General features: G+C 71.6%; 21 protein-coding genes and 1 riboswitch. Of the genes, 9 read left to right on the top strand and 12 right to left on the bottom strand.

Annotated elements, in window-relative coordinates; translation table 11 throughout:
- Positions 1-498: 498 nt before the first annotated feature.
- Positions 499-624: a hypothetical protein gene (locus EKD16_RS26405; RefSeq protein ID WP_278248905.1), complete on the bottom strand. Its 126-nt coding sequence runs from the start codon at positions 622-624 to the stop codon at positions 499-501.
- Positions 625-820: 196 nt separating this feature from the next.
- On the opposite strand from EKD16_RS26405, the gene EKD16_RS21980 reads away from it, so the two are divergent.
- The gene (locus EKD16_RS21980) at positions 821-2,110 is read left to right on the top strand and encodes a hypothetical protein (RefSeq protein ID WP_131100995.1); all 1,290 of its coding nucleotides are present in this window, start codon (positions 821-823) and stop codon (positions 2,108-2,110) included.
- Positions 2,111-2,177: 67 nt separating this feature from the next.
- Here the strand turns inward: EKD16_RS21980 and EKD16_RS21975 are convergent, their stop codons facing one another.
- From EKD16_RS21975 to arsB, 5 genes are all read right to left on the bottom strand, one after another.
- Positions 2,178-2,969 carry an ABC transporter permease gene (locus EKD16_RS21975; RefSeq protein WP_131100993.1) on the bottom strand — a complete coding sequence of 264 codons (792 nt, stop codon included), beginning with the start codon at positions 2,967-2,969 and terminating at the stop codon, positions 2,178-2,180.
- Positions 2,966-3,934 carry an ATP-binding cassette domain-containing protein gene (locus tag EKD16_RS21970; protein WP_131100990.1) on the bottom strand — a complete coding sequence of 323 codons (969 nt, stop codon included), beginning with the start codon at positions 3,932-3,934 and terminating at the stop codon, positions 2,966-2,968. Before EKD16_RS21970 ends, EKD16_RS21975 begins: the two co-directional genes overlap by 4 nt.
- Positions 3,935-4,033: 99 nt before the next feature.
- Complete coding sequence (locus EKD16_RS21965) at positions 4,034-4,828, bottom strand: DUF4097 family beta strand repeat-containing protein (RefSeq protein WP_131100988.1); 795 nt, start codon at positions 4,826-4,828, stop codon at positions 4,034-4,036.
- Positions 4,829-4,924: 96 nt separating this feature from the next.
- Entirely contained in the window at positions 4,925-5,455 is a 531-nt protein-coding gene (locus EKD16_RS21960; protein ID WP_131100986.1) for a histidine kinase, read from the bottom strand.
- Positions 5,456-5,650: 195 nt separating this feature from the next.
- Positions 5,651-6,748 (bottom strand): ACR3 family arsenite efflux transporter, encoded by a 1,098-nt coding sequence (gene arsB, locus EKD16_RS21955; protein WP_131100985.1) that lies wholly within the window; start codon positions 6,746-6,748, stop codon positions 5,651-5,653.
- A gap of 158 nt (positions 6,749-6,906) precedes the next feature.
- On the opposite strand from arsB, the gene EKD16_RS21950 reads away from it, so the two are divergent.
- Positions 6,907-7,320 carry an arsenate reductase ArsC gene (locus EKD16_RS21950; RefSeq protein WP_131100983.1) on the top strand — a complete coding sequence of 138 codons (414 nt, stop codon included), beginning with the start codon at positions 6,907-6,909 and terminating at the stop codon, positions 7,318-7,320.
- Positions 7,321-7,377: 57 nt separating this feature from the next.
- On the opposite strand, the gene EKD16_RS21945 is transcribed toward EKD16_RS21950, so the two are convergent.
- The 6 genes from EKD16_RS21945 to EKD16_RS21920 form a co-directional block, all read right to left on the bottom strand.
- Entirely contained in the window at positions 7,378-7,692 is a 315-nt protein-coding gene (locus tag EKD16_RS21945) for an ArsR/SmtB family transcription factor (RefSeq protein WP_207391374.1), read from the bottom strand.
- 136 nt (positions 7,693-7,828) lie between these two features.
- Positions 7,829-8,563 (bottom strand): cation transporter, encoded by a 735-nt coding sequence (locus EKD16_RS21940; RefSeq protein ID WP_131100981.1) that lies wholly within the window; start codon positions 8,561-8,563, stop codon positions 7,829-7,831.
- Positions 8,563-8,898 (bottom strand): ArsR/SmtB family transcription factor, encoded by a 336-nt coding sequence (locus tag EKD16_RS21935; protein WP_131100978.1) that lies wholly within the window; start codon positions 8,896-8,898, stop codon positions 8,563-8,565. The genes EKD16_RS21940 and EKD16_RS21935 overlap by 1 nt, the downstream gene beginning before the upstream one ends.
- 172 nt (positions 8,899-9,070) lie before the next feature.
- On the bottom strand, positions 9,071-10,264 hold the full coding sequence (locus EKD16_RS21930) for a sensor histidine kinase (protein ID WP_242677112.1): 1,194 nt from the start codon (positions 10,262-10,264) through the stop codon (positions 9,071-9,073).
- Positions 10,265-10,299: 35 nt separating this feature from the next.
- The gene (gene cseB / locus EKD16_RS21925; RefSeq protein WP_131100975.1) at positions 10,300-10,992 is read right to left on the bottom strand and encodes a two-component system response regulator CseB; all 693 of its coding nucleotides are present in this window, start codon (positions 10,990-10,992) and stop codon (positions 10,300-10,302) included.
- A 7-nt stretch (positions 10,993-10,999) separates the two neighbouring features.
- Positions 11,000-11,581 (bottom strand): hypothetical protein, encoded by a 582-nt coding sequence (locus EKD16_RS21920; RefSeq protein ID WP_131100973.1) that lies wholly within the window; start codon positions 11,579-11,581, stop codon positions 11,000-11,002.
- A 162-nt stretch (positions 11,582-11,743) separates the two neighbouring features.
- Here EKD16_RS21920 and EKD16_RS21915 point away from each other — a divergent pair, with 162 nt between their 5' ends.
- The 7 genes from EKD16_RS21915 (at position 11,744) to EKD16_RS21885 (ending at position 20,064) form a co-directional block, all read left to right on the top strand.
- The gene (locus EKD16_RS21915; protein ID WP_165498635.1) at positions 11,744-12,400 is read left to right on the top strand and encodes a polysaccharide deacetylase family protein; all 657 of its coding nucleotides are present in this window, start codon (positions 11,744-11,746) and stop codon (positions 12,398-12,400) included.
- Between the two features lie 264 nt (positions 12,401-12,664).
- Positions 12,665-14,458 carry a DUF2397 family protein gene (locus EKD16_RS21910; RefSeq protein WP_131100969.1) on the top strand — a complete coding sequence of 598 codons (1,794 nt, stop codon included), beginning with the start codon at positions 12,665-12,667 and terminating at the stop codon, positions 14,456-14,458.
- Positions 14,455-15,807, top strand: coding sequence for a TIGR02678 family protein (locus EKD16_RS21905; RefSeq protein WP_131100967.1), 1,353 nt, complete (start codon positions 14,455-14,457; stop codon positions 15,805-15,807). The genes EKD16_RS21910 and EKD16_RS21905 overlap by 4 nt, the downstream gene beginning before the upstream one ends.
- Positions 15,804-16,667: a hypothetical protein gene (locus EKD16_RS21900; RefSeq protein WP_131100965.1), complete on the top strand. Its 864-nt coding sequence runs from the start codon at positions 15,804-15,806 to the stop codon at positions 16,665-16,667. Before EKD16_RS21905 ends, EKD16_RS21900 begins: the two co-directional genes overlap by 4 nt.
- The gene (locus EKD16_RS21895; RefSeq protein ID WP_207391373.1) at positions 16,664-17,686 is read left to right on the top strand and encodes a hypothetical protein; all 1,023 of its coding nucleotides are present in this window, start codon (positions 16,664-16,666) and stop codon (positions 17,684-17,686) included. The genes EKD16_RS21900 and EKD16_RS21895 overlap by 4 nt, the downstream gene beginning before the upstream one ends.
- Positions 17,687-17,890: 204 nt before the next feature.
- Positions 17,891-18,658, top strand: a complete 768-nt coding sequence (locus EKD16_RS21890) for a helix-turn-helix transcriptional regulator (RefSeq protein WP_131100961.1) — start codon at positions 17,891-17,893, stop codon at positions 18,656-18,658.
- A 139-nt stretch (positions 18,659-18,797) separates the two neighbouring features.
- Positions 18,798-18,982, top strand: a riboswitch (cobalamin riboswitch).
- Positions 18,983-19,017: 35 nt separating this feature from the next.
- Positions 19,018-20,064, top strand: a complete 1,047-nt coding sequence (locus EKD16_RS21885) for an ABC transporter substrate-binding protein (RefSeq protein WP_131100959.1) — start codon at positions 19,018-19,020, stop codon at positions 20,062-20,064.

Raw genomic sequence — 20,064 nt, 5'->3', positions numbered from 1 at the left:
ACCGAACGGCGGTGTGTCGACGGTGCCTCGACCCCGACGTCTGCGGTCACCTGCGAAAACAGTGCGTGTGTGAACGCCGGTTGCGCCGGGATGCGGATTCGGCCCCTTCCGGCGCGTCACCGGATCGCCTTCGGGAACATGCCCGTATCGAACGGGGTGAAGTTGTCGACTCTGCGGAATCCGAGCCTCGTGGGCCTGCGCACAGCATCGCATGCGGGGTTGCCGGGCAGCGGTAAACAGGCGTGTGTCGAATAGCATGCAATCCGGCTGGCGGCCGGCGACGAATCGTTTTTCCGGTCGGCAGGGAATCAGATGAGTCTGGAATGTCGGAAAGCAGGATATTCGAGCGGATGCGCAGCGTTGCTCGGGGATGCTATTCGCGCCGCAGGTGTGGAAACAGGCGTTCGGAGGCGCTGCAGACGGTTTTTCCGGATTCTATCCGGAAACGCCGTTTCGCTGGCCGCAGGTGCGTTTCTGCCGTTTCGTCCTCCCGGCGCGTCAGTTCACCGAGTCGCGGCGGTCGGCGTAGACGCCCTCCTGGAGCCGGTCGCGGAGCCCGGGGCCGGGTGGGATGCGCGACGCGAAGGCCGCGTCGGTCTCCTGCGGTGCTGTGGCAGCCTGCACCTGCTCGGCGCGCCGGATCCGCGGCCGGGACTCGTCGCCGTGCGGTGGGCAACTGTCCCCGGCTCTGCTCCCGCCGGTCCGGAACCCCGACGGCGCCGCACGACGGTGGCAGCGGGCACCCGGCGAGGTTGCAGGAGGGGGAGTCTTGGGTTAATTTGTTGCGATTTGCCGAATCTTCCGGGGAAAAGGAACAGTCATGGCGTCAGGCATGGGCGGACTCGCCGGTGACACCCGGTTTTTGCACATCGGTCCGCACAAGAGCGGAACGACCGCCATCCAGGGTGCTTTCCACCTGGCCCGCCCTCGGCTGCGGGAACAGGGCCTCGTCTACATCGGCGAAAACCGCCAGCCCGCGGGTGCGGCACAGCAGGCCGCCGGGCTTCCCGCCATGTTCGGCTCGTCGCACGGGCGCGACTCCTACTGGCGCGAGCTGCTCGACGAGGTCGAGGCGGCGGACGGCCTGCGCCCGGTCATCAGCAGCGAGTTCTTCTGCATGGCCGACGACGAAGCGGCCCGCCGGATCGTCGAGGACCTCGGCGGCTCCCGCGTGCACGTCATCGTTACCCTGCGCCCACTGGCCAAGATCCTCCCGGCCCAGTGGCAGCAGTTCATCCAGGCCGGACAGCGGCGCTCGTACGAGGAGTGGCTGGACGACATGTTCAACCACTCGCCCTCCGGGCAGTCCGTACGCCCCTTCTGGCGGCGCCACGACCACCCGGCGCTGGTGAATCGCTGGCTGGACATCGTCGGCGCGCAGAACCTCACGGTGATCGCGGTGGACGACTCCGACCCCGGTATGCTGCTGCGCAGCTTCGAGGAGATCGTCGATCTGCCCGACGGCTTCCTCGCCCCCGACGAGACGCAGGCCAACCGCTCGCTGTCCTACGCCGAGGCGGAGTTCTTCCGCCGGTTCAACCGCGCGTTCCTCGACGAGGGGCTGGAGGAGCTGCTGTACGGCCGCTACATCCGGCGCGGTCTCGCTCCCCACCTGAAGTACCACTACCGGCCCGCGCGCGAGGACGCCGTCATCCGCACCCCGGCCTGGGCGATGGAGCGGGCCGCCAAGCTGGGCGCGGAGGCCCAGACCACGCTGTCGGGGCTCGGGCTGCGGACCATGGGCGATCTCGCGGTGCTCGGCGCGGTGCCGGAGAACCGGGTGGGCACGCCGTCGCACGGCGGGTCGATCCCGGTCGAGGCCGCCGCCCACGCGGTGGTCGGCACGCTCGCCGAGGTCGAGCGGCGGGAGAGGAGCCGGGAGAAGGCGGCCGAGAAGGAGGCCGCGGCTGCGGCGCGCAAGGCCGCCGCGGCTGCGCGGGAGAAAGCGGACAAGGCCGCGGAGAAGGCCCGGCGCCGGGATCCGGACCGGCTGCCCAACGTGTCGGCGCGCCGCTTGGCCCGGGAGCTCCTCAGGCGCGGTGTCCGCAAGATCGGCCGTCTCCGCAGGCGGATGCTGCGCGGCCCGAGGAACCGGGGCGCCGCCCGCTGACCGTATGCCCCGGCACCGCGCCGAGCGGCGGCGGTTACCGGGGCGTCGGGTGCCGGGGCCGAGGCGGCTACCGAGCGGGGTCGCGGTTGTAGAGCCGCTTCGCCCAGAGGTAGGCGGCCAGGGCGAGACCGGCGCACCAGGCGAGTGCGAGTGCCGCGTCGCCGCCGATCTCGCCACCCACCAGCAGGCCGCGCAGGGTCTCGATGATGGGGGTGAAGGGCTGGTATTCGGCGAACCACCGCAGCCCGGCCGGCAACGTGTCGGTGGGCACGAAGCCGCTGCTCAAAAAGGGCAGGAACATCAGCGGCATGGGTGTGTTACTCGCGGTCTCGACGGTGTCGGCGACCAGGCCGAGGGCCACCGACACCCAGGTGAGGGCGAAGGCGACCAGCAGCACCAGGCCGGTGGCGGCGAGCCACTCGGCCGCCGTGGCGTCCGGCCGGAATCCGATCAGCACCGCCACGCCGATCACGAGCGCGACGCTGATCAGGGTTTGGACGAGCGCGCCCACGACATGGCCGGTCAGCACCGAGACGCGGGCGATGTCCATGGTGCGGAACCGCGCGACGATGCCTTCGGTCATGTCGGTGGCCACCGAGATGGCGGTGCCCTGGGCCGCGGAGGCCACCGTCATCAGTACGATCCCGGGGACGATGTACTGCAGGTAGTCGGCGCGGGAGCCGGAACCGGCGCCCTCTCCGACGGTCATGGTGCCGCCGAAGACGTAGACGAACAGCAGCAGGAGGAGGACGGGTATGCCGGCGAGCATCACCGTCATCGAGGGGTAGCGCCGCATATGCCGCAGTTGGCGGCCCAGCATCGTGGTCGAGTCGCGGGTGGCGCGGGTGAGCGTGTTCATCGCGCGGCCTCCTTGCGGGCGTCGCCGGCGTCGGCAGGGTGGCCGGTGAGGGACAGGTAGACGTCGTCGAGGTCGGGGGTGTGCACGGACAGCTCCTCTACCTGCAGCGACGCGGTGTCGATGCGGTCGAGGAGCGCGCGCAGCGACCCGATACCGCCGTCACCGGGGACGTGCAGCGTCAGCGCGTCGTCGTCGCGCGAACCGCCGAGTGCGCGCTCCGCCGACTCCAGCGCGTCGGCCGCGGCGAAGTGCAGGCGGATGTGGCCGCCGGGGATGCGGCGCTTCAGCTCGGCCGCCGTGCCCTGGGCGACGAGCCGGCCGCGGTCGAGGACCGCGATGCGGTCGGCGAGCTGGTCGGCCTCCTCCAGGTACTGGGTGGTGAGGAAGACGGTGACGCCGCCGGAGACGAGGCCGCGGATCATCTCCCACATGTCGCGGCGGCTGCGGGGGTCCAGTCCGGTGGTGGGCTCGTCGAGGAAGATCAGGCGCGGTTCGCCGACCAGGGTCATCGCCAGGTCGAGTCGGCGGCGCATGCCCCCGGAGTAGGTGGTGGCGGGCTTCTTGGCCGCGTCGACCAGGTCGAAGTGCTCCAGCAGTTCGGCGGTGCGCCGCCGGCCGCGGCGGCGGTCCAGGCGGTGCAGGTCGGCCATCAGCATCAGGTTCTCCTCGCCGGTGAGGAGGCCGTCCACCGCCGAGTACTGGCCGGTGACGCCGATCGCGGCGCGGACACCGTCGGGCTCCCGGTCCAGATCGTGGCCGAGGACGCGCGCCTGGCCGCCGTCGGCGCCGATCAGGGTGGACAGGATCTTCACGATGGTGGTCTTGCCGGCGCCGTTGGGGCCCAGCAGGGAGAAGACGGTCCCCGCGGGAATGTCCAGGTCGACGCCCTCCAGCACGACGTGGTCGCCGAAGGACTTGCGCAGCCCGGTGGCGGCGACGGCCGCTTCGGGTGTGGGTGGGGTCACGACTGCCTCGTTTCTCGTCGGTCGTGTTCGGTTGTCGCGAGAGGCGGGGGTAGGGCCCAAGCGGTCCCGCGGTGATGTCGGTGCGCGGTCGTACGGGGCTCAGGCGCGGCGGACCACGATGTCGCCGTAGAGGCTGCGGATGTAGACCTCGGCGGTCTCCTCGGCGGTGTCCGGGGTCTCGGCGGCTTCCAGCGAGTTGCTCAGCCCGCCGTGCTTGGAGCCGGCGTCCAGCCAGGCCGCGGTGCCTTCGCGGATGCCGACGTCCAGTTCGCCGTAGGAGGTCTCCAGCTCCACACGGCCGCGGACCACCTCGCCGATGCGGACGCTGCCGTGTGCGGTCCGGGCTTCGGCGCTGTCCAGGAGGTGCTCGGCGCTGATGGCGCCGTGCGCGGACTTGGCCTTGAGCCGGCCGGTGACCGTACCGAGGGTGGCGGCGCCCGAGGACGTCTTGACAGCGGCGTCCCCGTCGATCTCCTGGGCGCGGATCCAGCCGTGCGACGTGGTGAGCTCGACGTCGCCCACTGCCCGGTCGAGCGCGATGTTGCCAGTGGTGGCTGCGAGCGTGGAAGCGCCGACGGTGCCTTGGCAGCGGATGCCGGCGTCCCTGGTGCGGGCGCGGATCCGCGAGCCGGCGGGCAGGTCGACGGTCACGTCGGCCACGCCCTTGCGCACCAACCGGTTCAGGCCCGTGCCGGATGTGTCCTTGATGAGCAGGCGGCCGTCGGCGTAGTCGGCCTGGATCTGTTCCGCGAGCCACACGTCGGCGTTCTTGTCGGGGTCGCGCGGGCGGACCTCGACGGTGGTGTCGGCGCGGTCGCCGGCGTTGATCTGCAGGTTGCCGATGAACAGGTCGATCTCGGCGTCGATCGGCCCGGGTGTGTCGAATGTGGGCACAGGTGTCTCCCTGTCGTGGCGCTTGGTGGCGTCTCCGCTGGTGGGAGACGTGCTGGAGGTGTCAGTCGGTAGGTGGTGCGGGTGCGGGTGCCGCCGTCAGCGAATCCAGCCGGTGTAGTTGCGTCCGGCCTGGCGGCCGGCGCTGCGGTCGGTGCGCCGCCGGGTGCCGGTATCGAGCGCGCCGGCCACGGCGCGCACCAGCCAGGCGTTGACCGACAGGCCTTCGCGGCGGGCGGCCTCCTCGACGCGCGGCTTGAGGTGGTCGGGCATGCGCAGGGTGATCCGCGAGGTGCCGCCGTCGTCCGTCTCCGCCGTGATGTCACCGAGGCGGCTCGGCGCCGCTGCGGAACCGTCGTCGTCGGTGTCGTCGAAGGACTCGGACGTCGAAGGTGACGTCACGATGAAGTCAGTCTGCCCCCCGCGCAGTCGCACCTCGACCGAGCCGGGGGCGAAGTCGCGGGTGATCTCGTCGGCGGCGTCGGACAGCGCGTCCATCAGGGCCAACCGCGCGGCCGGCTCCAGCGCCGTCGCCAGGCGCTCGGCGATCAGGCGGGTGTCCTCGCCACCGGCTTCGGCGGCCGCCGCGAGCTGGCGGCGGAGGTTGTCTACGTACGGCGTCAAGTCCATGGCTTCACTATGACGTCACCGATGGCGTCATGTCAATGTCAAGATGGCTCGCCTTGGTGCCATGAACCTTCGTTCGCCCGGCAGCAGTCGCCGCGGCGTCGGCGCGCGCTCGGGATGCGGCGCCGACGCCGCGAGGTGGTGGCCGGTCTCCGCACATTCCCGCCCACCACCGAAGAGGGCAGGGCCGCCGCCTCCTCAGGCGGGGTCGGGCGCTCCCGATCGGGGAGTGAAGTACCGGCGCGCCCACAGGGACACATAGACCAGGCCCACCAGGACGGGGACTTCGATGAGCGGCCCGACGACGCCGGCCAGGGCCTGGCCGGAGGTGACGCCGAAGACACCGATCGCCACGGCGATGGCCAGCTCGAAGTTGTTGCCCGCGGCGGTGAAGGCCAGGGTCGTCGAGCGCTCATAGGACAGCCGGATCCCGCGCCCCACCAGCATCGACATGCCCCACATCAGCACGAAGTAGGCCAGCAGCGGCAGCGCGATGCGGGCGACGTCCAGCGGCCGGGCGGTGATGGCCTCCCCCTGCAGCGCGAAGAGCACCACGATGGTGAACAGCAGCCCGTAGAGGGCCAGGGGGCCGATGCGCGGCAGGAAGCGGCCTTCGTACCAGGAGCGGCCGCGGGCACGTTCGCCCAGGATGCGTGTGAGGAAGCCGGCCAGCAGCGGAATGCCCAGGAAGACGGCCACCATCGCGGCGATCTCCCAGGCGGAGACGTCGATACCGCCGGTGTCCAGACCCAGCCACCCCGGCAGCAGTTCCAAATAGAACCAACCCAGCGCGCCGAAGGCCGCCACCTGGAACAGCGAGTTCAGCGCGACCAGAACGGCGGCGGCCTCGCGGTCGCCGCAAGCCAGGTCGTTCCAGATGACGACCATCGCGATGCACCTGGCCAGCCCCACGATGATCAGGCCCGTACGGAACTCCGGCAGGTCGGGCAGCAGCGTCCAGGCCAGCACGAACATCAGCGCCGGCCCCGCCACCCAGTTCAATGCCAGCGAGGACGCCAGCAGGCGGCGGTCACGGGTAACGCTGCCCAGGCGGTCGTAGCGGACCTTGGCCAGCACCGGGTACATCATCACCAGCAGGCCGACGGCGATCGGCACCGAGATGCCGCCGACCGCCATCGCGTCGAGGCCGGCCTGCAGGCCGGGGATCCAGCGGCCGAGCAGCAGGCCCGCGGCCATGGCCAGGCCGATCCACACGGGCAGGTAGCGGTCCAGCGTCGACAGGCGCGGCGGGCGTGCCGCACCGGCGGCGGGTGCGCCCGCGTCGGCTCGGGTCATCGGTGGGCTCCCTCGGGTGCGCGTTCGTGGAACGGGGCCGCGGCCAACTTACATCGACATGGATTTATATCAAGACGGGCTGATAGATTGCCGACGCGGTGCCCTCCCGCGCCGCCTTGCCGTGGAGCCCGCCTGTGCGCAGGGGAGAGGTCGAGGCCGTGTCCGACAAACCGAGTGTGCTCTTCGTCTGCGTGCACAACGCCGGGCGGTCGCAGATGGCGGCCGGCTGGGTCGCCCTCCTCGCCGGGGACCGGGTCGAGGTCCGTTCCGCCGGGACCGAGCCCGCAGCGGCCGTCAACCCGGTGGCGGTGGAGGCGATGGCCGAGGTGGGCGTCGACATCACCGCCGCGCAGCCCCGCGTCCTCACCCTGGATGCCGTCGAGACCAGCGACGTCGTGATCACCATGGGCTGCGGCGACACCTGCCCTGTCCTCCCCGGCAAGCGCTACCTTGACTGGGAGTTGGCCGATCCCGCGGGCCGACCGCTGGACGAGGTCCGCCCGGTGCGCGACGACATCGGCCGCCGGGTCGAAGGTCTGCTGGCCGACCTGGGCGTACCGGTGCGCAGGTGACTCCGGCGCCCGCCGACGCGCGCGGAGCGACGGCGGGGGCGGTGGTTCGCCGGGGTGTCAGCAGGGCCGGTAGCTCGCGTTCGCCTGCTCCGCGCGGCGGGCGAGGTCGCCCAGCCCCGCTGCGAGGTCGGCGAGCGCCTCCGGGCGAAGCCGGTAGTAGGTGAACCGCCCGCGCGGCTCGGTCTCCACGAGGCCGGCCTCGCGCAGCAGCCGGAGGTGGTGGCTGATCGTGGTCTGGCGCGCGCCCGTCTCGGCGATCAGATGGCATGTGCACATCTGCTCGGCAGTCAGCAGGTGGACGATGCGGGCCCGCAGCGGATCGCCGAACAGGGCGACAGCGGTAGCGGCGACGGCATCCCCGGACATCAGCATGTGCCGATATGACCACGCTGGTACCGGGGCGTCAACCGGTGCCCTCCGGCGGGCCGGCGGGACCGCGAAGCCCCTCAACGCGGCACAGGCCGCCGCCGGCCACGCTCACGCCGCACGGGGATCCGTGGGCGCCGCCTCAGTGGTCGTCGCAGCAGGAGCAGCCCGGACCGCACCCGCAGTCCCCGCCCGCGGCCTCGGCCTGCGGATCGGCGCCGACGGCGACGGCCATACCGCCGGGTGCGCAGCAGGCGTCGCCGCGCCAGGCTTCGCGGCCCTCCTTGACGGCGACTGCGGCGATGAGCAGGGCGACCAGCGGGTCGGCCCACGCCCAGCCGAGCAGCGCGTTGAGCAGCAGGCCGACCAGCAGCGCAGCCGAGAGGTAGGTGCACAGCAGGGTTTGCTTGGAGTCGGCCACCGCCGAGGCCGACGAGAGTTCGCGGCCGGTGCGGCGCTGGGCCAGCGACAGGAACGGCATGACCACCAAGGAGGCCCCGGCCAGCACGATCCCGGGCAGGGAGGTTTCGGCTTCGCCCGAACCGAGCAGGGAGCGCACCGCTTCGAAGGTGACGTAGGCGGCCAGCGCGAAGAAGGACACGGCGATGATGCGCAGCGCCCGGCGTTCGCGGCTGTGGCGCACGGCGGCGTCGCGCGCGGAGAACTGCCAGGCGACGGCCGCCGCGGAGGAGACCTCGATAACCGAGTCCAGGCCGAAGCCGATCAATGCGGCCGAGGAAGCCAGCGCTCCCGCGGTGATGGCGACGACGGCCTCGACCGCGTTGTATGCGATGGTGGCCGCCACCAGCAGGCGGACGCGCCGGGTGAGCTTCTCCCTGCGCTGCTCCGAGACATGCGGAGTGATCTGGTAAGCCATCAGCAGCAGTCCTTCTCGTCGGCCTCGGCGCAGCTCTTCTCGTCGGCCACGGCCAGCACCGCCGAACGCAGGTCGTCGATGGCGTGGCCCAGCCGCGCGTCGGCGAGCTCGTAGCGCACCCGGCGGCCGACGGGCACGGTCACGACGAGCCCGCAGTCGCGCAGGCAGGCCAGGTGGTTGGACAGGCGGGTGCGGCTGATGCCCAGGGAGTCGGCGAGATCGGCGGGGTGGGCCGGAGCTTCGCGGAGCTGCAGCAGAATCCGGCAGCGGATCGGATCGGCCAGGGCACGGCCGAAACGGGAGAGGGCGTCGATGTCGGTGGCGACGGTCAGCATGACTCCACGATACACAAAACGATGAATCCTCAATAGCGTGGATCCACGGGTTTGTGTAATCAGCGTCGCGCGCCGCGGCTGCGTGCCCGCAGCAGGGCGTCCGTCCCGGCACGCTCGAACGCCTCCATGCTGCGGGTCGGCGCCAGGCGGCGCCGCCGCGGCGTCCCGGGCATCACGGCCGCGGCTCGGCGGGCGCCAAATCCAGGGTCACCAGGGCGCCTCCGTCGTCGGGATGGTTGGCCAGGGTGAGCCGGGCTCCGAGGACATCGGCCTGACCGCGGGCGATGGTCAGCCCCAGGCCGTGGCCGCCGCCTCCCTCCGGTGCGCTCGTGCCTTTCCGGAACCGGCCGGGGCCCTCCCGAAGCAGCGCGTCGGGAAAGCCCGGCCCCAGGTCGTGGATCCGCACCCGGGGGCCGTCGACCTCCACACTGACCGGGGGTGCACCGTGGCGCAGCGCGTTGACCAGGAGGTTCACCAGGATGCGTTCGAGTCGCCGGGAGTCGGTGGAGACCACCTGCTCCGTAACACAGCGCACCGTCACGTCGGGGGCGAACCGGGCGGCCCGGTGCCGGACGAATTCGGCGAGTGCGACGTCGGTGAGGTCGGCACGCTGCGTCGCGGTATCCAACCGGGCCACTTCCAGCACGTCCTCGACCAGCGCCCGCAGCGCGGCTACCCGGTCGCGGACCAGCTCCGCCGGGCGCCCTTCTCCCAGCAGGTCGGCGGCGGTGCTCAACCCGGTCAGCGGGGTACGCAGCTCGTGGGCGATATCAGCGGTCACCCGCTGCTCGGCCGCGAGGCGGGCCTGCAGCGCGTCGGCCATGCCGTCGACCGCCCGCGCCAGTTCACTCGCCTCGTCGCGCGCACTTCCGCCGACCGCTTCGCTCACGCGTGTGTCATGGTCGCCGGCGGCCACGTGGCCGGCGGCCGCGGCGGCCCTGCTCAGCCGCGCCGACAGTCCGGCCCCCATGGCCACCCCGGCACCGGCACCCAGCGCGACCACGGCCGCCGCGCCCGCCAGCAGCACCTGGTCGAGTGCGGCCAGATCGTCCAGCCGAGGCGCATACGAACTGTGCACCGACAGGATCCGGTCGTCCGAGGTCGGCGCCGCCGCCCACACCGCCGCGTCGTCGCCGGAACCGGAGATCAGCGTCGCGGTGTTCCCCTCCTCGGCCGCCTCGCGCAGCGGGAGGGGCACCTCGGGGGAGGCCACACGGCTGCCCAGTGCGGGCGCACCGGTCCGCTCGTAGGCGCGCAGGGCGAGTTCGACGCGCTCCGTCTGGAGTGCGCGGGCCTCCTCGGCCTGCTGGAACGCATAGGCATAGTGCACAGTCAGGCTGAAGACGACCGCGACCAACGCGCTCACGACCGCGATGGTGGCGGTGATCCGCCGGCGCAGGCTCATCGCTCGGCATCCGCGAGCCGGTAGCCGAATCCGCGCACGGTCTCGATGCGCTCGGCGCCGATCTTGTGCCGGAGCCGCTGCACGTGCACATCGACCACGCGGGTGTCGCCGCCCCACTCGTAGTCCCACACGCTCTCCAGCAGGATGTCCCGGCTGAGGACGGTGCCGGGGGACTGGGCGAACCGCAGCACCAGCCGCATCTCCGTGGGGGTCAGGTTCACCTCCTGGCCCGCGCGCAGTACACGCACGCGGTCCGGATCGACCTCGACGTCCCCGAAGCGCAGCACGGTCCCATCGGCCGAACCGCCGACGGCGGAGAAGCGGTCGGCGCGCCGTAGGGCGGCGCGCAGCCTCGCCGTCAGCACCGCGCTGTCGAACGGTTTGGTGACGTAGTCGTCGGCCCCGGCCTCCAGGCCCACGACGATGTCCACAGGGTCGTCGCGCGCGGAGAGCATGACCACCGGGATCAGGCTCTCCTCCCGGACATGCCGGCACAGGCTGACGCCGTTGAGGTGCGGCAGGACCACGTCGACCAGCACCGCGTCGGGCCGGTGCGCCCGGAATGCGGCCAGGCCGTCCCGGCCGTCGGCTGCGGTGGTGACCCGGAAACCGTCCCGTTCCAGGCTGAGGCCGGTCGCCTCGCGGATCACGTCGTCGTCCTCGACGAACAGCACGTGGGCTTCGGTCACCCCTCGATCACTCTCCCCTCTGCTCGGTCAGCCCGGCACCGTCCCATTCCAGCCTCGTGCGGGTGAGGCTCTCGGGGCACGTGCCGCCCGCCCCCGAGCCCGCCGCCCAGTCCGCGCGTTCGACCACGGGGCCGCCTTCGTGCCATGCGACCTCGGACGCGCCGCCTGTCGTCGTGTAGATCCGCTCGGCGCGGCCCTCCCACAGCCGGTAGACATAGCCGCCCAGGGCACCTGTACAGGCGACGCTCCCCGCGCACCCCTGCACGTTGATCAGGACGACCGGGATGCCGGTGTCGGGAAGCTCGTAGTAGCGCACGTACACCGGGTACCAGCCCTCGCCGTAGCCCTCTGGGCACGGCCGCACCACCGCCTCCTTGACGGCGTCGCTCACGCCCGGGTCCTCGCGCAGCACCTCGACCGCGTCCACGGAGCGCGCGGGGGTGCCGCCTTCGGTCCGGGGCGCCGGCTCAGTCGGCGTCGGCGCGGCACCGGACACGCGGACCCCGGTATCGACCACGCCGCAGCCGGCCGCGCAGAGCCCTGCGGCGACCGCGCAGAGCGCGACGGCCAGCCTCGTCTTCATCGGCATAACGGCGATGCTACCGCCCCGCGATCCGCTGTTACACGACCGACGGAATACCTCCGGGAGACCGCAACACGGATTTGGTGGCTCCGAGAAACCCGCCTCCTAGTGTCCGTTTGAGACAACCGAGGAAAGGGTGCCATGAGAATTCCACGCCCGGGGGCCGTGATGGTCATCACGGCGCTTTTCTGTACGCTCGCCGCGTGCTCGACCGGAATGTCGGTGCACACGTCGGGATCGGACACCGGGGACGGTTCGCCCGTCGTCTTCCGGGTGTCCACCGGCGACCCGGTCGTGTTCTTGACGATCGACGACGGTGCGGTACGCGATCCGGACATGCTTACGGTGCTGAAGGCGGCCGAGGTGCCCGCTTCGCTGTTCTTGACCGCCGACTACGCCGCTGACGACCCGGAATTCTTCCGCCGCCTCCGCGACGAGGCGGGCGCGCGCATCGAGACCCACGGCATCGACCACTCCGATCTGCGGGGGCGCGGCCTCGCCGAGCAGAAACGCCGGATCTGCCGACCCGCAGAGGACTACAAGAGGATGTTCGGGAAGCGCCCGGAACTGTTCCGGCCGCCGTACGGCAGCTACGGGGAGACGACCCTCAAGGCCGCAGAGAAATGCGGCGTGTCCCATGTCGTCCACTGGAGCGCGGAGATCAAGGAAGGTGAAATGAGTTTCGCGAACGCCGACCGGTTGCGCCCGGGCGACATAGTGCTCATGCATTTCGGGGAGAACTTCGGCGCGGATGTACGGGAATTCGTCGAGCAGGCGGACCGCGCGGGCCTGCGCCCGGCGCTGCTTGAGAACTACCTCAGCTGAACGCTAGCGCCCGGACCCGCCGCCGTCCGGTGCGCCCGCTTGCTGACGCTGCTCGTGTGTCCCTCGGCGTCCGCCGTGTTCGGCGGGCGTTCGACGGGGGAGGTGCAGCCGGTCGCGGCCGGTGCATCGGGTGCCTGCAGCGACCTCGGTCCCGGGTCTGCGCGGAACCCGCGGGTTCCTACCGAAGAACCGATCATCGCCGAGGAGCAGCACCTCGTCGGTTTCCGCGTAAACGTCAGCAGCAGGGCTTATCTTTTTCGAACTATGAGTCGATCCCCTGGCACCCCCGGAACCGGGGACGGTCCTCCCGCCGCTGCGGAAGGCACCGGCCCGCTCGGCTCTCCCGAGGAGCCGCAGGCACCCGGCGCCTCCGCTCAGACCGGTGAAACCGGCCCCGCCCCGTCCCCGGGCGGGGGCGCCGAACCCGGCTCTGCTCCCGCAGCCGAGTACGAGCGGCTGACCGCCTACAGCTACCTCGTCGTGCCCGACCGCGACGTCTACATCGCCATTATGCGGGTCTTCACCGGCACGTTCATGGCCGACATGTCCGCCCACGAGGTCGCCGAGAAGCTCTCCCGCGACAGCGGCACGCGCCGCTCCGCCGACACCGACACCCACACCGTCACCGCCGAGCAGACCGCCGGTTCCGCCGCTCCGTCCTCCCCGTCCGCGGCCGGCGACCTGCCAGTGGACTCCATCGCCCGCAAACTCGACCAGCTCAAGGACTGGGGCGCCCTGCTGCCCAGCGCCCGCCCGGTGCGGGCCGCCACCGTCACCGAGTACCAGCGCAGCAGGGGCCGCTACCAGCTCTCCCCGGTCGGCGAGATCGTCCAGCGGCACAGCGAGGAACTGCTCAGCGCCGACTCCATCCGCGAGGTCAGCCGCGAACTGCTGGGCGCGGTGGCCGAGGCGCTCGACTCCCTCGCGCGCGAGGCGCACGAACCCGGCGGCGTCGCCGGGGCGGACGCCCTGCGGCGCGTTTCCGCGATCTTCACCCAGTTCGGGCGGTTCGTGGAGTCGGTGCGCGACTTCTACGCCTACCTCGGCCAGGTGCTCAACCGCTTCGACCTGGGCGACGCCGAGTTCCGGGTCTTCAAGGACGTGCTGCTCGACTACGCCGAGACCATCACCGAGGACGTCGCCCGCCAGACACCGGTGATCAGCGCCGCCGTCGACTCCCTCTGGCCGCTGCTAACCGACCTGCTGGAGCGCATCGACGCCGCCGAGCCCGGGCTGAGCGCGCTGTCCGCCGCCGACGTGCGCGTCCGCCGCAGCAGCGGCCGCAGCCTCGACGACTGGCGCGAACTGCGCGACTGGTTCGCCGACTCCGCCGGGCGCGGCAGCGACGTCGGCCAACTGCGCCTGGCCACCATGAAGGCGCTGCAGTCGCTGCTGGGCAACGCCAAGCGCATGCTGCGCTCCTCCGCCCGCGGCGAGCTGTCGCGCCGCAACGACCTGCTGAAACTCGCGCGCTGGGTCGACACCGCCGACGACGAAACGGCCCACGACCTCATCGCCTCCGCCTTCGCGATGTACGGCGCCCGCCACCTCGGCGGCGCCCGCGGCGACACCGACCAGGCCACCAGCGCCACGAGCTGGTGGAAGGACGACCCCGTCGAGGTCGCGGTCAGCCTCCGCGAGCGGGGCGACCGCAAGGCCCGCGGGGCCTACCGGCGCGAAGGCGAGGACTACTCCCAGGCACGCGAGGACCTGCTGCACGAAGCCCACGAGCACGAGGCCAGGCGCGAAGCCGGCGCGGCCGAGCTCGCCGCGGCCGCCGGCCGCGAAGAGGAGGTCGTCTTCTCCGCGGCCGCCTTCGAGCTGTTCAACGAGCTGCTCGGCCGCGCCATGGCGCAGTCGCGCGCAGCCGACTCCGGCACCGGCCGGTTCGGCACCGACGACCCCGGCCTCGGGGTCGCGCTGGACCTGCGCGAGCACCCGGGCCGGGTGGCGATGATCCGCAGCCGCAACGGCGACCTCGCCCTGGAGGGCTTCACCGCCCATCTCGGTTCGTCGAACACCGGCTTCACCCAGGCGCGGGAGGAGACCGGAACGTGAGTACGCCCTCCGACAGCGCGGCCGAGGTCGACCGCCGCGAAGCGCTGCGGCTGCTGCTGCGCAACCCGCTGGTCACCGCCCGCGGCGATCCCGACGGCTTCGCCCTCGTCCGCCGGCACGCCGACGAACTCAAGCGCGACTTCGAGCGGTTCTTCGGTTACCGCCTCGTGGTCGAAGGGCGCTTCGCCCGCCTGCACAAGGCCGGGCTCGGCGCGCGGAGCGGCCGCAGGCTCACCCGCGCGACGACCGGCACGCACTTCTCCCCGCGCGCCTACGCCTACCTGGTGCTCGCCCTGGCGGCCACCGTCACGGCGCCGGAGCAGATGCTGCTCTCCGAACTCGTGGCCGAGATCCGCGCCGCGGCGACCGAGGCCGGCATCGACCTGGGAGAGCCCGGCGGCGCGCAGAAGCGCCACCTCACCGCCGCCCTGCGCAAGCTCATCGACTGGGACGTGCTGAGCGAGACCGAGGGCAGTGTCGACGCGCTGCTGGCCGACGACGAGCGCGAAGCCCTGCTGACCATCGACACCGAGATCGCGCGCCGCATCGTCAGCGGGCCGGTCGGCCGAGCCCGCAGTCCCCAGGAGCTCGTCGCGGCCGCGGAGCAGACCGACCACGGCGGCCCGCGGACGTCGGTGCGGCGGCGCATCGCCGAGACCCCGGTCGTCTACCTGGACGACCTCGGCGACGACGAACGCGCGTGGCTGCGCCGGAACCAGCGCCGCGAACAGGTCAACTTCCACGACATGCTCGGCGCCGAACTGGAGATCCGCGCCGAGGGCATCGCCCTGGTCCGCGAACAGGACGACTTCACCGACACCGAATTCCCGGGAACGGGCACGGTGGCCCAGGCGGCGCTGCTGCTCATCGGCCGGCTGCTGGAGACCGCACGACCCGACGGAGCCGGGCACCCCGCGGCGGGCGGCCGGCTCGTCATCGGTGTCCCGGTGCCCGCCGCGCGCATCGACACCCTGCTGTCCGAACTCGCGGCCGAGCACTCCTCGGCGTGGTCGAAAGCCTACGTCGCCGACATCCGGGCCCTGCGCGCCGACGTGTGCAGGCTGCTGTGCGACATGCGGCTGCTGGCGCCGGTCGAACCCACCCGGGCCGAGCAGGCCGAACGCGCCGCGCACGCGGCCGCGGAGGACGCGGGCGCCCAGGATTCGGCCCAATCCGGCGCGGACCGCCAGGTCACCGACGTGAGCGCCGCACGCGGGCAGCGCGCCGAGAGTGCCGCCGCCGACGACGCCGGCGAACACTGGGTGCTGCTGGCCGCCGCCGCACGCTACCGACCGCACGCCACCAAGCGCCCGCGCACCGAACCCGCCACGGAAGGCGACGCCCCATGACCGGAGCCGGCACCCTCAGCACACTGCCCGCGCGGCCGACCGCCACCGGCCCGCTCAGTCACCCCCACCGGTTCCGGCTGAACCGGGCCGGCATCCACAACGTGTGGCAGTACGACCAGGTCTTCCTCTTCGGCACCGGACGCCTGCTGCTGCGCGGCACCAACGGCGCGGGCAAGTCCAAGGCGCTGGAGATGCTGCTGCCGTTCCTGCTCGACGGCGACCAGCGGCGGATCGACTCCACCGGAAGCGGCAAGACCACGCTCAAATGGCTGATGCTCGACGGCTACCGCGCGAGCACCAACCGGCTCGGCTACCTGTGGGTGGAGTTCACCCGCGAGGACGAAGCCGGCGAGGAACACCTGCTGACCGTCGGCGCGGTGATCACCGCTTCGGCGTCTGCGAACAAGGCCGAGGCGGAGTACTTCATCACCGACGTCCCCGTCGGGCCCCGCCTGCCCCTGCACGACCGGAAACACCGCCCCACCGCCAAGGAGCTCAGAGAGATCGTCGGCGACGCCTCCTGCTTCGCCCAGGTGGGCGCCTTCCGCGCGGAGGTCATGCGCCGCCTGTTCGGCGTGCAGGAGGCAGGCAAGTACCGCAACCTCATGCACCTGCTCTACCAGCTGCGCAAACCCACGGTCGGCGACCGCGTGCTGGCCGGCCAGCTCACCAAGGTGCTCGACGACGCCCTGCCGCCACTCGACGACGACGTGCTCGACAACGTCGCGCGCAACCTGCCCGGGAGGTGGCCGAGCGCGTGGCTCACATCGCGTCGCCGGGTCTTTCCGCTCAGCGCGTCGTCGATATCGCGGCCGAAGTCGGGTTGGTGCGCTCTTACGGGGGCCGCCTCGTCCAGGTGAAGAAGAACCGGCCGCTGGTGCGTCAGCCCGAGCGCCTGTGGGCGCGCGTTTTCAAGCTGCTCCCAGACTGGGACCGCATCAGCTTCGCAGACAGCGAGGACGGCTGGTCGGCCTACCTTGTCATCGATCCTGATGGCGAGATCACACATCTGCTGTGCGCCGCGCTCTATCAGCAGGGCGCCGAAGGGTTGCCCCTGTCCCGGCTGGTGCGGGACGCGAGCTCGATCTTGGCCGGTCTGGAGGGGGCACACGAGCCGGTGGAGCAGGACGAAGTCGCCGCAGACGAGAGCATGAGCCTGGCCGTCCGGCGCATGGCCGGTGTTCTCGTCGCACTGGGCGCCGCCGAGCGCTTCAGGGGATCCGAGAACGACGACTGCCTGCGGGCTTCCCCGGCTGGGATCCGGGGCCTGTACGACTTCTACACGGCGCAGGGATTCACCGCCTACGGCTGCGCCGAGCTGGCCGCCGAGCCGGCCGAACTGGTGGTCGCCCTGGTGTCCTCCGGACTCGCGGGTGACGAGGCGGTGATGAGCTGGATCGCCGCCCGTTCGCAGGGGCAGGCCGCAGCCGAGCTTGCAGACCTGGCGGATCGTACCGACGACTCCGAACACCGCGCCATCGCACTGCACATGGCCGTGCAGGAGACAGGGGAAACGGGTTTGCACACCCTGTACGAGCGGGCGGATTCCTCAGGGGCTGGAGGCGTGCGGAGTTGGTTGGCAACCAACGGCTACCTGAGCGTGGAGAAGCTCGACGCGGACGACTGGTTGGTCGGCCTGCTCGACAATCTCGAATCCCTAATCGGCCTACACGACCCGCAGCAGCCGGTACCTCCGGAACTCACCGGGGCCGAATCGGGGTTGGCGGACACGCTTGCCGAGCTTCCCGGGCTCGTGCATGACAAGTGCGCGTCTACCCGGGTGAGAGCGGGACGCATCGCCGAGGAATTCGCCCTGGCCGAGATCGATCCGGAAATCACCGCGGCCGCCGAGAGAGCGCTGGTCGGTCTTCGCGAGTGAGCCGAACCCGCGGCAGCGGAGCGGGACCGGGCACGGCCGGGCGCGCGTACCCATCCATCGCGCGGAAACCACCACACACAGGCCCGGATGTGGTGATTTCAGATTAAGCGGAAACCGGCATAACCGACATTACGCCACCTGTTCCGCCGCCGGCCGGATCACGCGGGCACGAACGCGGCGGCATAGTCGCGGGCGAAGTCGGCGATGCGCGGCCGCCGCCGGGAGGCGCTCGACCTGTTCGCCGACGTGCAGAGCCGGGGTGTCGGCCAGCTGGCCGCGAACACCGACGGGGCCGCGGCCGTGCTCTACAACGGTCTCGGCGACTACCCGGCCGCGCTGGAGGCTGCCCGGAGCGCCGTGGCGCGCAAAGACCTGTTCCGAGCCGGCTTCACGCTGCCCGAGCTGGTCGAGGCGGCGGTGCGGTGCGGCCAGCGCACGGTCGCCGAACAGGCGCTGGAGTCCCTGGTCGAGCGCACCGAGCCCGCGGGGACCCCTTACGGGCACGGCGTCGCGGCGGGCGCGCGGGCGTTGGTCAGCGGCGAAGAGGACGACTATCGGGAGTCGGTCGAGCGCCTGGCCGACGGCTCGCCCGCACCGGACCTCGCGCGGGCGCATCTGCGGTACGGGGAGTGGCTGCGCCGAGCGGGCCGCCGCCGCGACGCGCGCGAACACCTGCGTACCGCCCACGAACGGCTGACGGAGATCGGCATGGAGGCGTTCGCCCGGCGGGCGGCCGGCGAGCTGCGTGCCACCGGTGAAGTGGCCCGCCGCCGCTCGGAATACACCTACGACCGGCTGACCATGCAGGAGATGCACATCGCGCACGAGGTGGCGGCGGGGGCGACGTCGAAGGAGGTCGCCGCGGGCCTGTTCCTCAGCCCGCGCACGGTCGACGCGCACCTGCGCAGCATCTTCCGCAAGCTCGGCATCACGTCGCGCAGGCAGCTCAAGGACATGCCCGAGCTCGGGTGACGGGGCTCGGGTGACGGGGCTCCGGCGCTGTCGGCTGCGGCAAGCGGCCACTTGCGTCCCGTCGAGTCTTTCTGCGGGCGGGTTCCGGCGTTGAAGGCCCGGTCGCACCCCGGCCCCGAGCACTGCGAGGACGGCGTGCTAGCGTCGTCGGCGCCGTGGTGAACGGGAATCCGGTGTGAAACCGGTGCGGCCCTCGCCACTGTGATCGGGAGCGCCGTGTCGTTCGTTCGGCGGACGAGCCACTGGGGTGAAAACCCTGGGAAGGCAGGACACGGCGCGTCTCCACCCGTCAGCCAGGAGACCGGCCACGGCACCGCACGACCCGATTCCACGAGGACCTGGAAAAGGCGGTCTCCACCATGGCCCGCGTATCCGCACGCCCATCTCCCGCCGCGTTCGCGCTGGTCGGCGCATTTCTGCTCGCCGGCTGCGGCGCTCCCGCACCCGAGCAGTCGGCCGCAGGTGGCGGTGTCGGCGTCACCCGCACCAACTGCGGCATCGACGTCACCGTCGACGGCCCTCCCGAGCGGCTCTACGCCGCCTACCAGCCCGGCATCGAGATGGCCCACGCGCTCGGCCTCGGCGATCGGCTGGTCGGCACCGCCTTCCTGGACGCCGAGGTGCTACCGGAGTACGCCGACGAGCAGGCCGAAGCCGACTACGTGCCCTCGCTGCCCAGCAGGGAGGGGCTGCTGGAGGCTCAGCCGGATTTCGTGCTTTCCGGCTACCCCAACGTCTTCTCCGAGAACAGCGGCAACGGTTCGGTCGGTACCCGCGCGAGCCTGCGCGAGCTCGGGGTGCAGAGCTGGGTCATGAGCGCGTTGTGCCCGAGCGAGGACGGTCTGACCGACCGGGCGATCGACCCGGCCTCGGTCACGGTGGACAGCGTCTACAAGGACCTCCGCGGCCTCGGTGCGCTGTTCGGCGCCGAGGACCGGGCCGAAGAGGTGATCAGCGGCATGAAGGAGCGGATCGCCACCGTCGACAAGCAGGTCGAGGGGGTCGAACGGCCGACTGTGGCGATCGTCTCCCCGGGCGAGGACGGCGGGTACCGGGTGGCGAGCGGGCTCGACTTCGGCACCCGCATCATCGAGCGCGCCGGCGGTACCAACGTCTTCGAGGACCTGAAAGACAAGCGCAACATCGAGGTGGGCGTCGAGGAGCTCGTCGAGCGCGATCCCGACGTCATCCTCACCGACCTCTGCTGCGATGCGGAGCTGACGCGAGAGGACGCGCGGAGCGAGGTCGATGCCATCACCTCGGATGCGGCGCTTTCGGGTGTCACGGCCGTCGCCGAAGGCGAGGTCCACCCGTTCCTGTTCGCCGACAGGGCGGCCGGGGTCCGGGCTGCGAACAGCATCGAACTCGTGGCCTCGCACCTTCACCCGGACCTGGTCGAGCAGTAG

The organism is Streptomonospora litoralis (assembly GCF_004323735.1).
Taxonomy (GTDB): Bacteria; Actinomycetota; Actinomycetes; order Streptosporangiales; family Streptosporangiaceae; genus Streptomonospora; species Streptomonospora litoralis.
Note: the sequence above shows the minus strand (reverse complement) of the source record. Positions and strands in the feature narration are given on the sequence as shown.

Excerpts from the sequence above, each read along its gene's own strand:
- EKD16_RS21940 (WP_131100981.1), bottom strand. The coding sequence starts at position 8,563 with ATGGCTTACCAGATCACTCCGCATGTCTCGGAGCAGCGCAGGGAGAAG.
- arsB (WP_131100985.1), bottom strand. The coding sequence starts at position 6,748 with ATGACCCGAGCCGACGCGGGCGCACCCGCCGCCGGTGCGGCACGCCCG.
- EKD16_RS21975 (WP_131100993.1), bottom strand. The coding sequence starts at position 2,969 with ATGAACACGCTCACCCGCGCCACCCGCGACTCGACCACGATGCTGGGC.
- EKD16_RS21960 (WP_131100986.1), bottom strand. The coding sequence starts at position 5,455 with ATGGACTTGACGCCGTACGTAGACAACCTCCGCCGCCAGCTCGCGGCG.
- EKD16_RS21900 (WP_131100965.1), top strand. The coding sequence starts at position 15,804 with ATGACCGGAGCCGGCACCCTCAGCACACTGCCCGCGCGGCCGACCGCC.
- EKD16_RS21885 (WP_131100959.1), top strand. The coding sequence starts at position 19,018 with ATGGCCCGCGTATCCGCACGCCCATCTCCCGCCGCGTTCGCGCTGGTC.
- EKD16_RS21910 (WP_131100969.1), top strand. The coding sequence starts at position 12,665 with ATGAGTCGATCCCCTGGCACCCCCGGAACCGGGGACGGTCCTCCCGCC.
- EKD16_RS21915 (WP_165498635.1), top strand. The coding sequence starts at position 11,744 with ATGGTCATCACGGCGCTTTTCTGTACGCTCGCCGCGTGCTCGACCGGA.
- EKD16_RS21890 (WP_131100961.1), top strand. The coding sequence starts at position 17,891 with ATGCGCGGCCGCCGCCGGGAGGCGCTCGACCTGTTCGCCGACGTGCAG.
- EKD16_RS21935 (WP_131100978.1), bottom strand. The coding sequence starts at position 8,898 with ATGCTGACCGTCGCCACCGACATCGACGCCCTCTCCCGTTTCGGCCGT.
- EKD16_RS21980 (WP_131100995.1), top strand. The coding sequence starts at position 821 with ATGGCGTCAGGCATGGGCGGACTCGCCGGTGACACCCGGTTTTTGCAC.
- EKD16_RS21945 (WP_207391374.1), bottom strand. The coding sequence starts at position 7,692 with ATGCTGATGTCCGGGGATGCCGTCGCCGCTACCGCTGTCGCCCTGTTC.
- EKD16_RS21920 (WP_131100973.1), bottom strand. The coding sequence starts at position 11,581 with ATGCCGATGAAGACGAGGCTGGCCGTCGCGCTCTGCGCGGTCGCCGCA.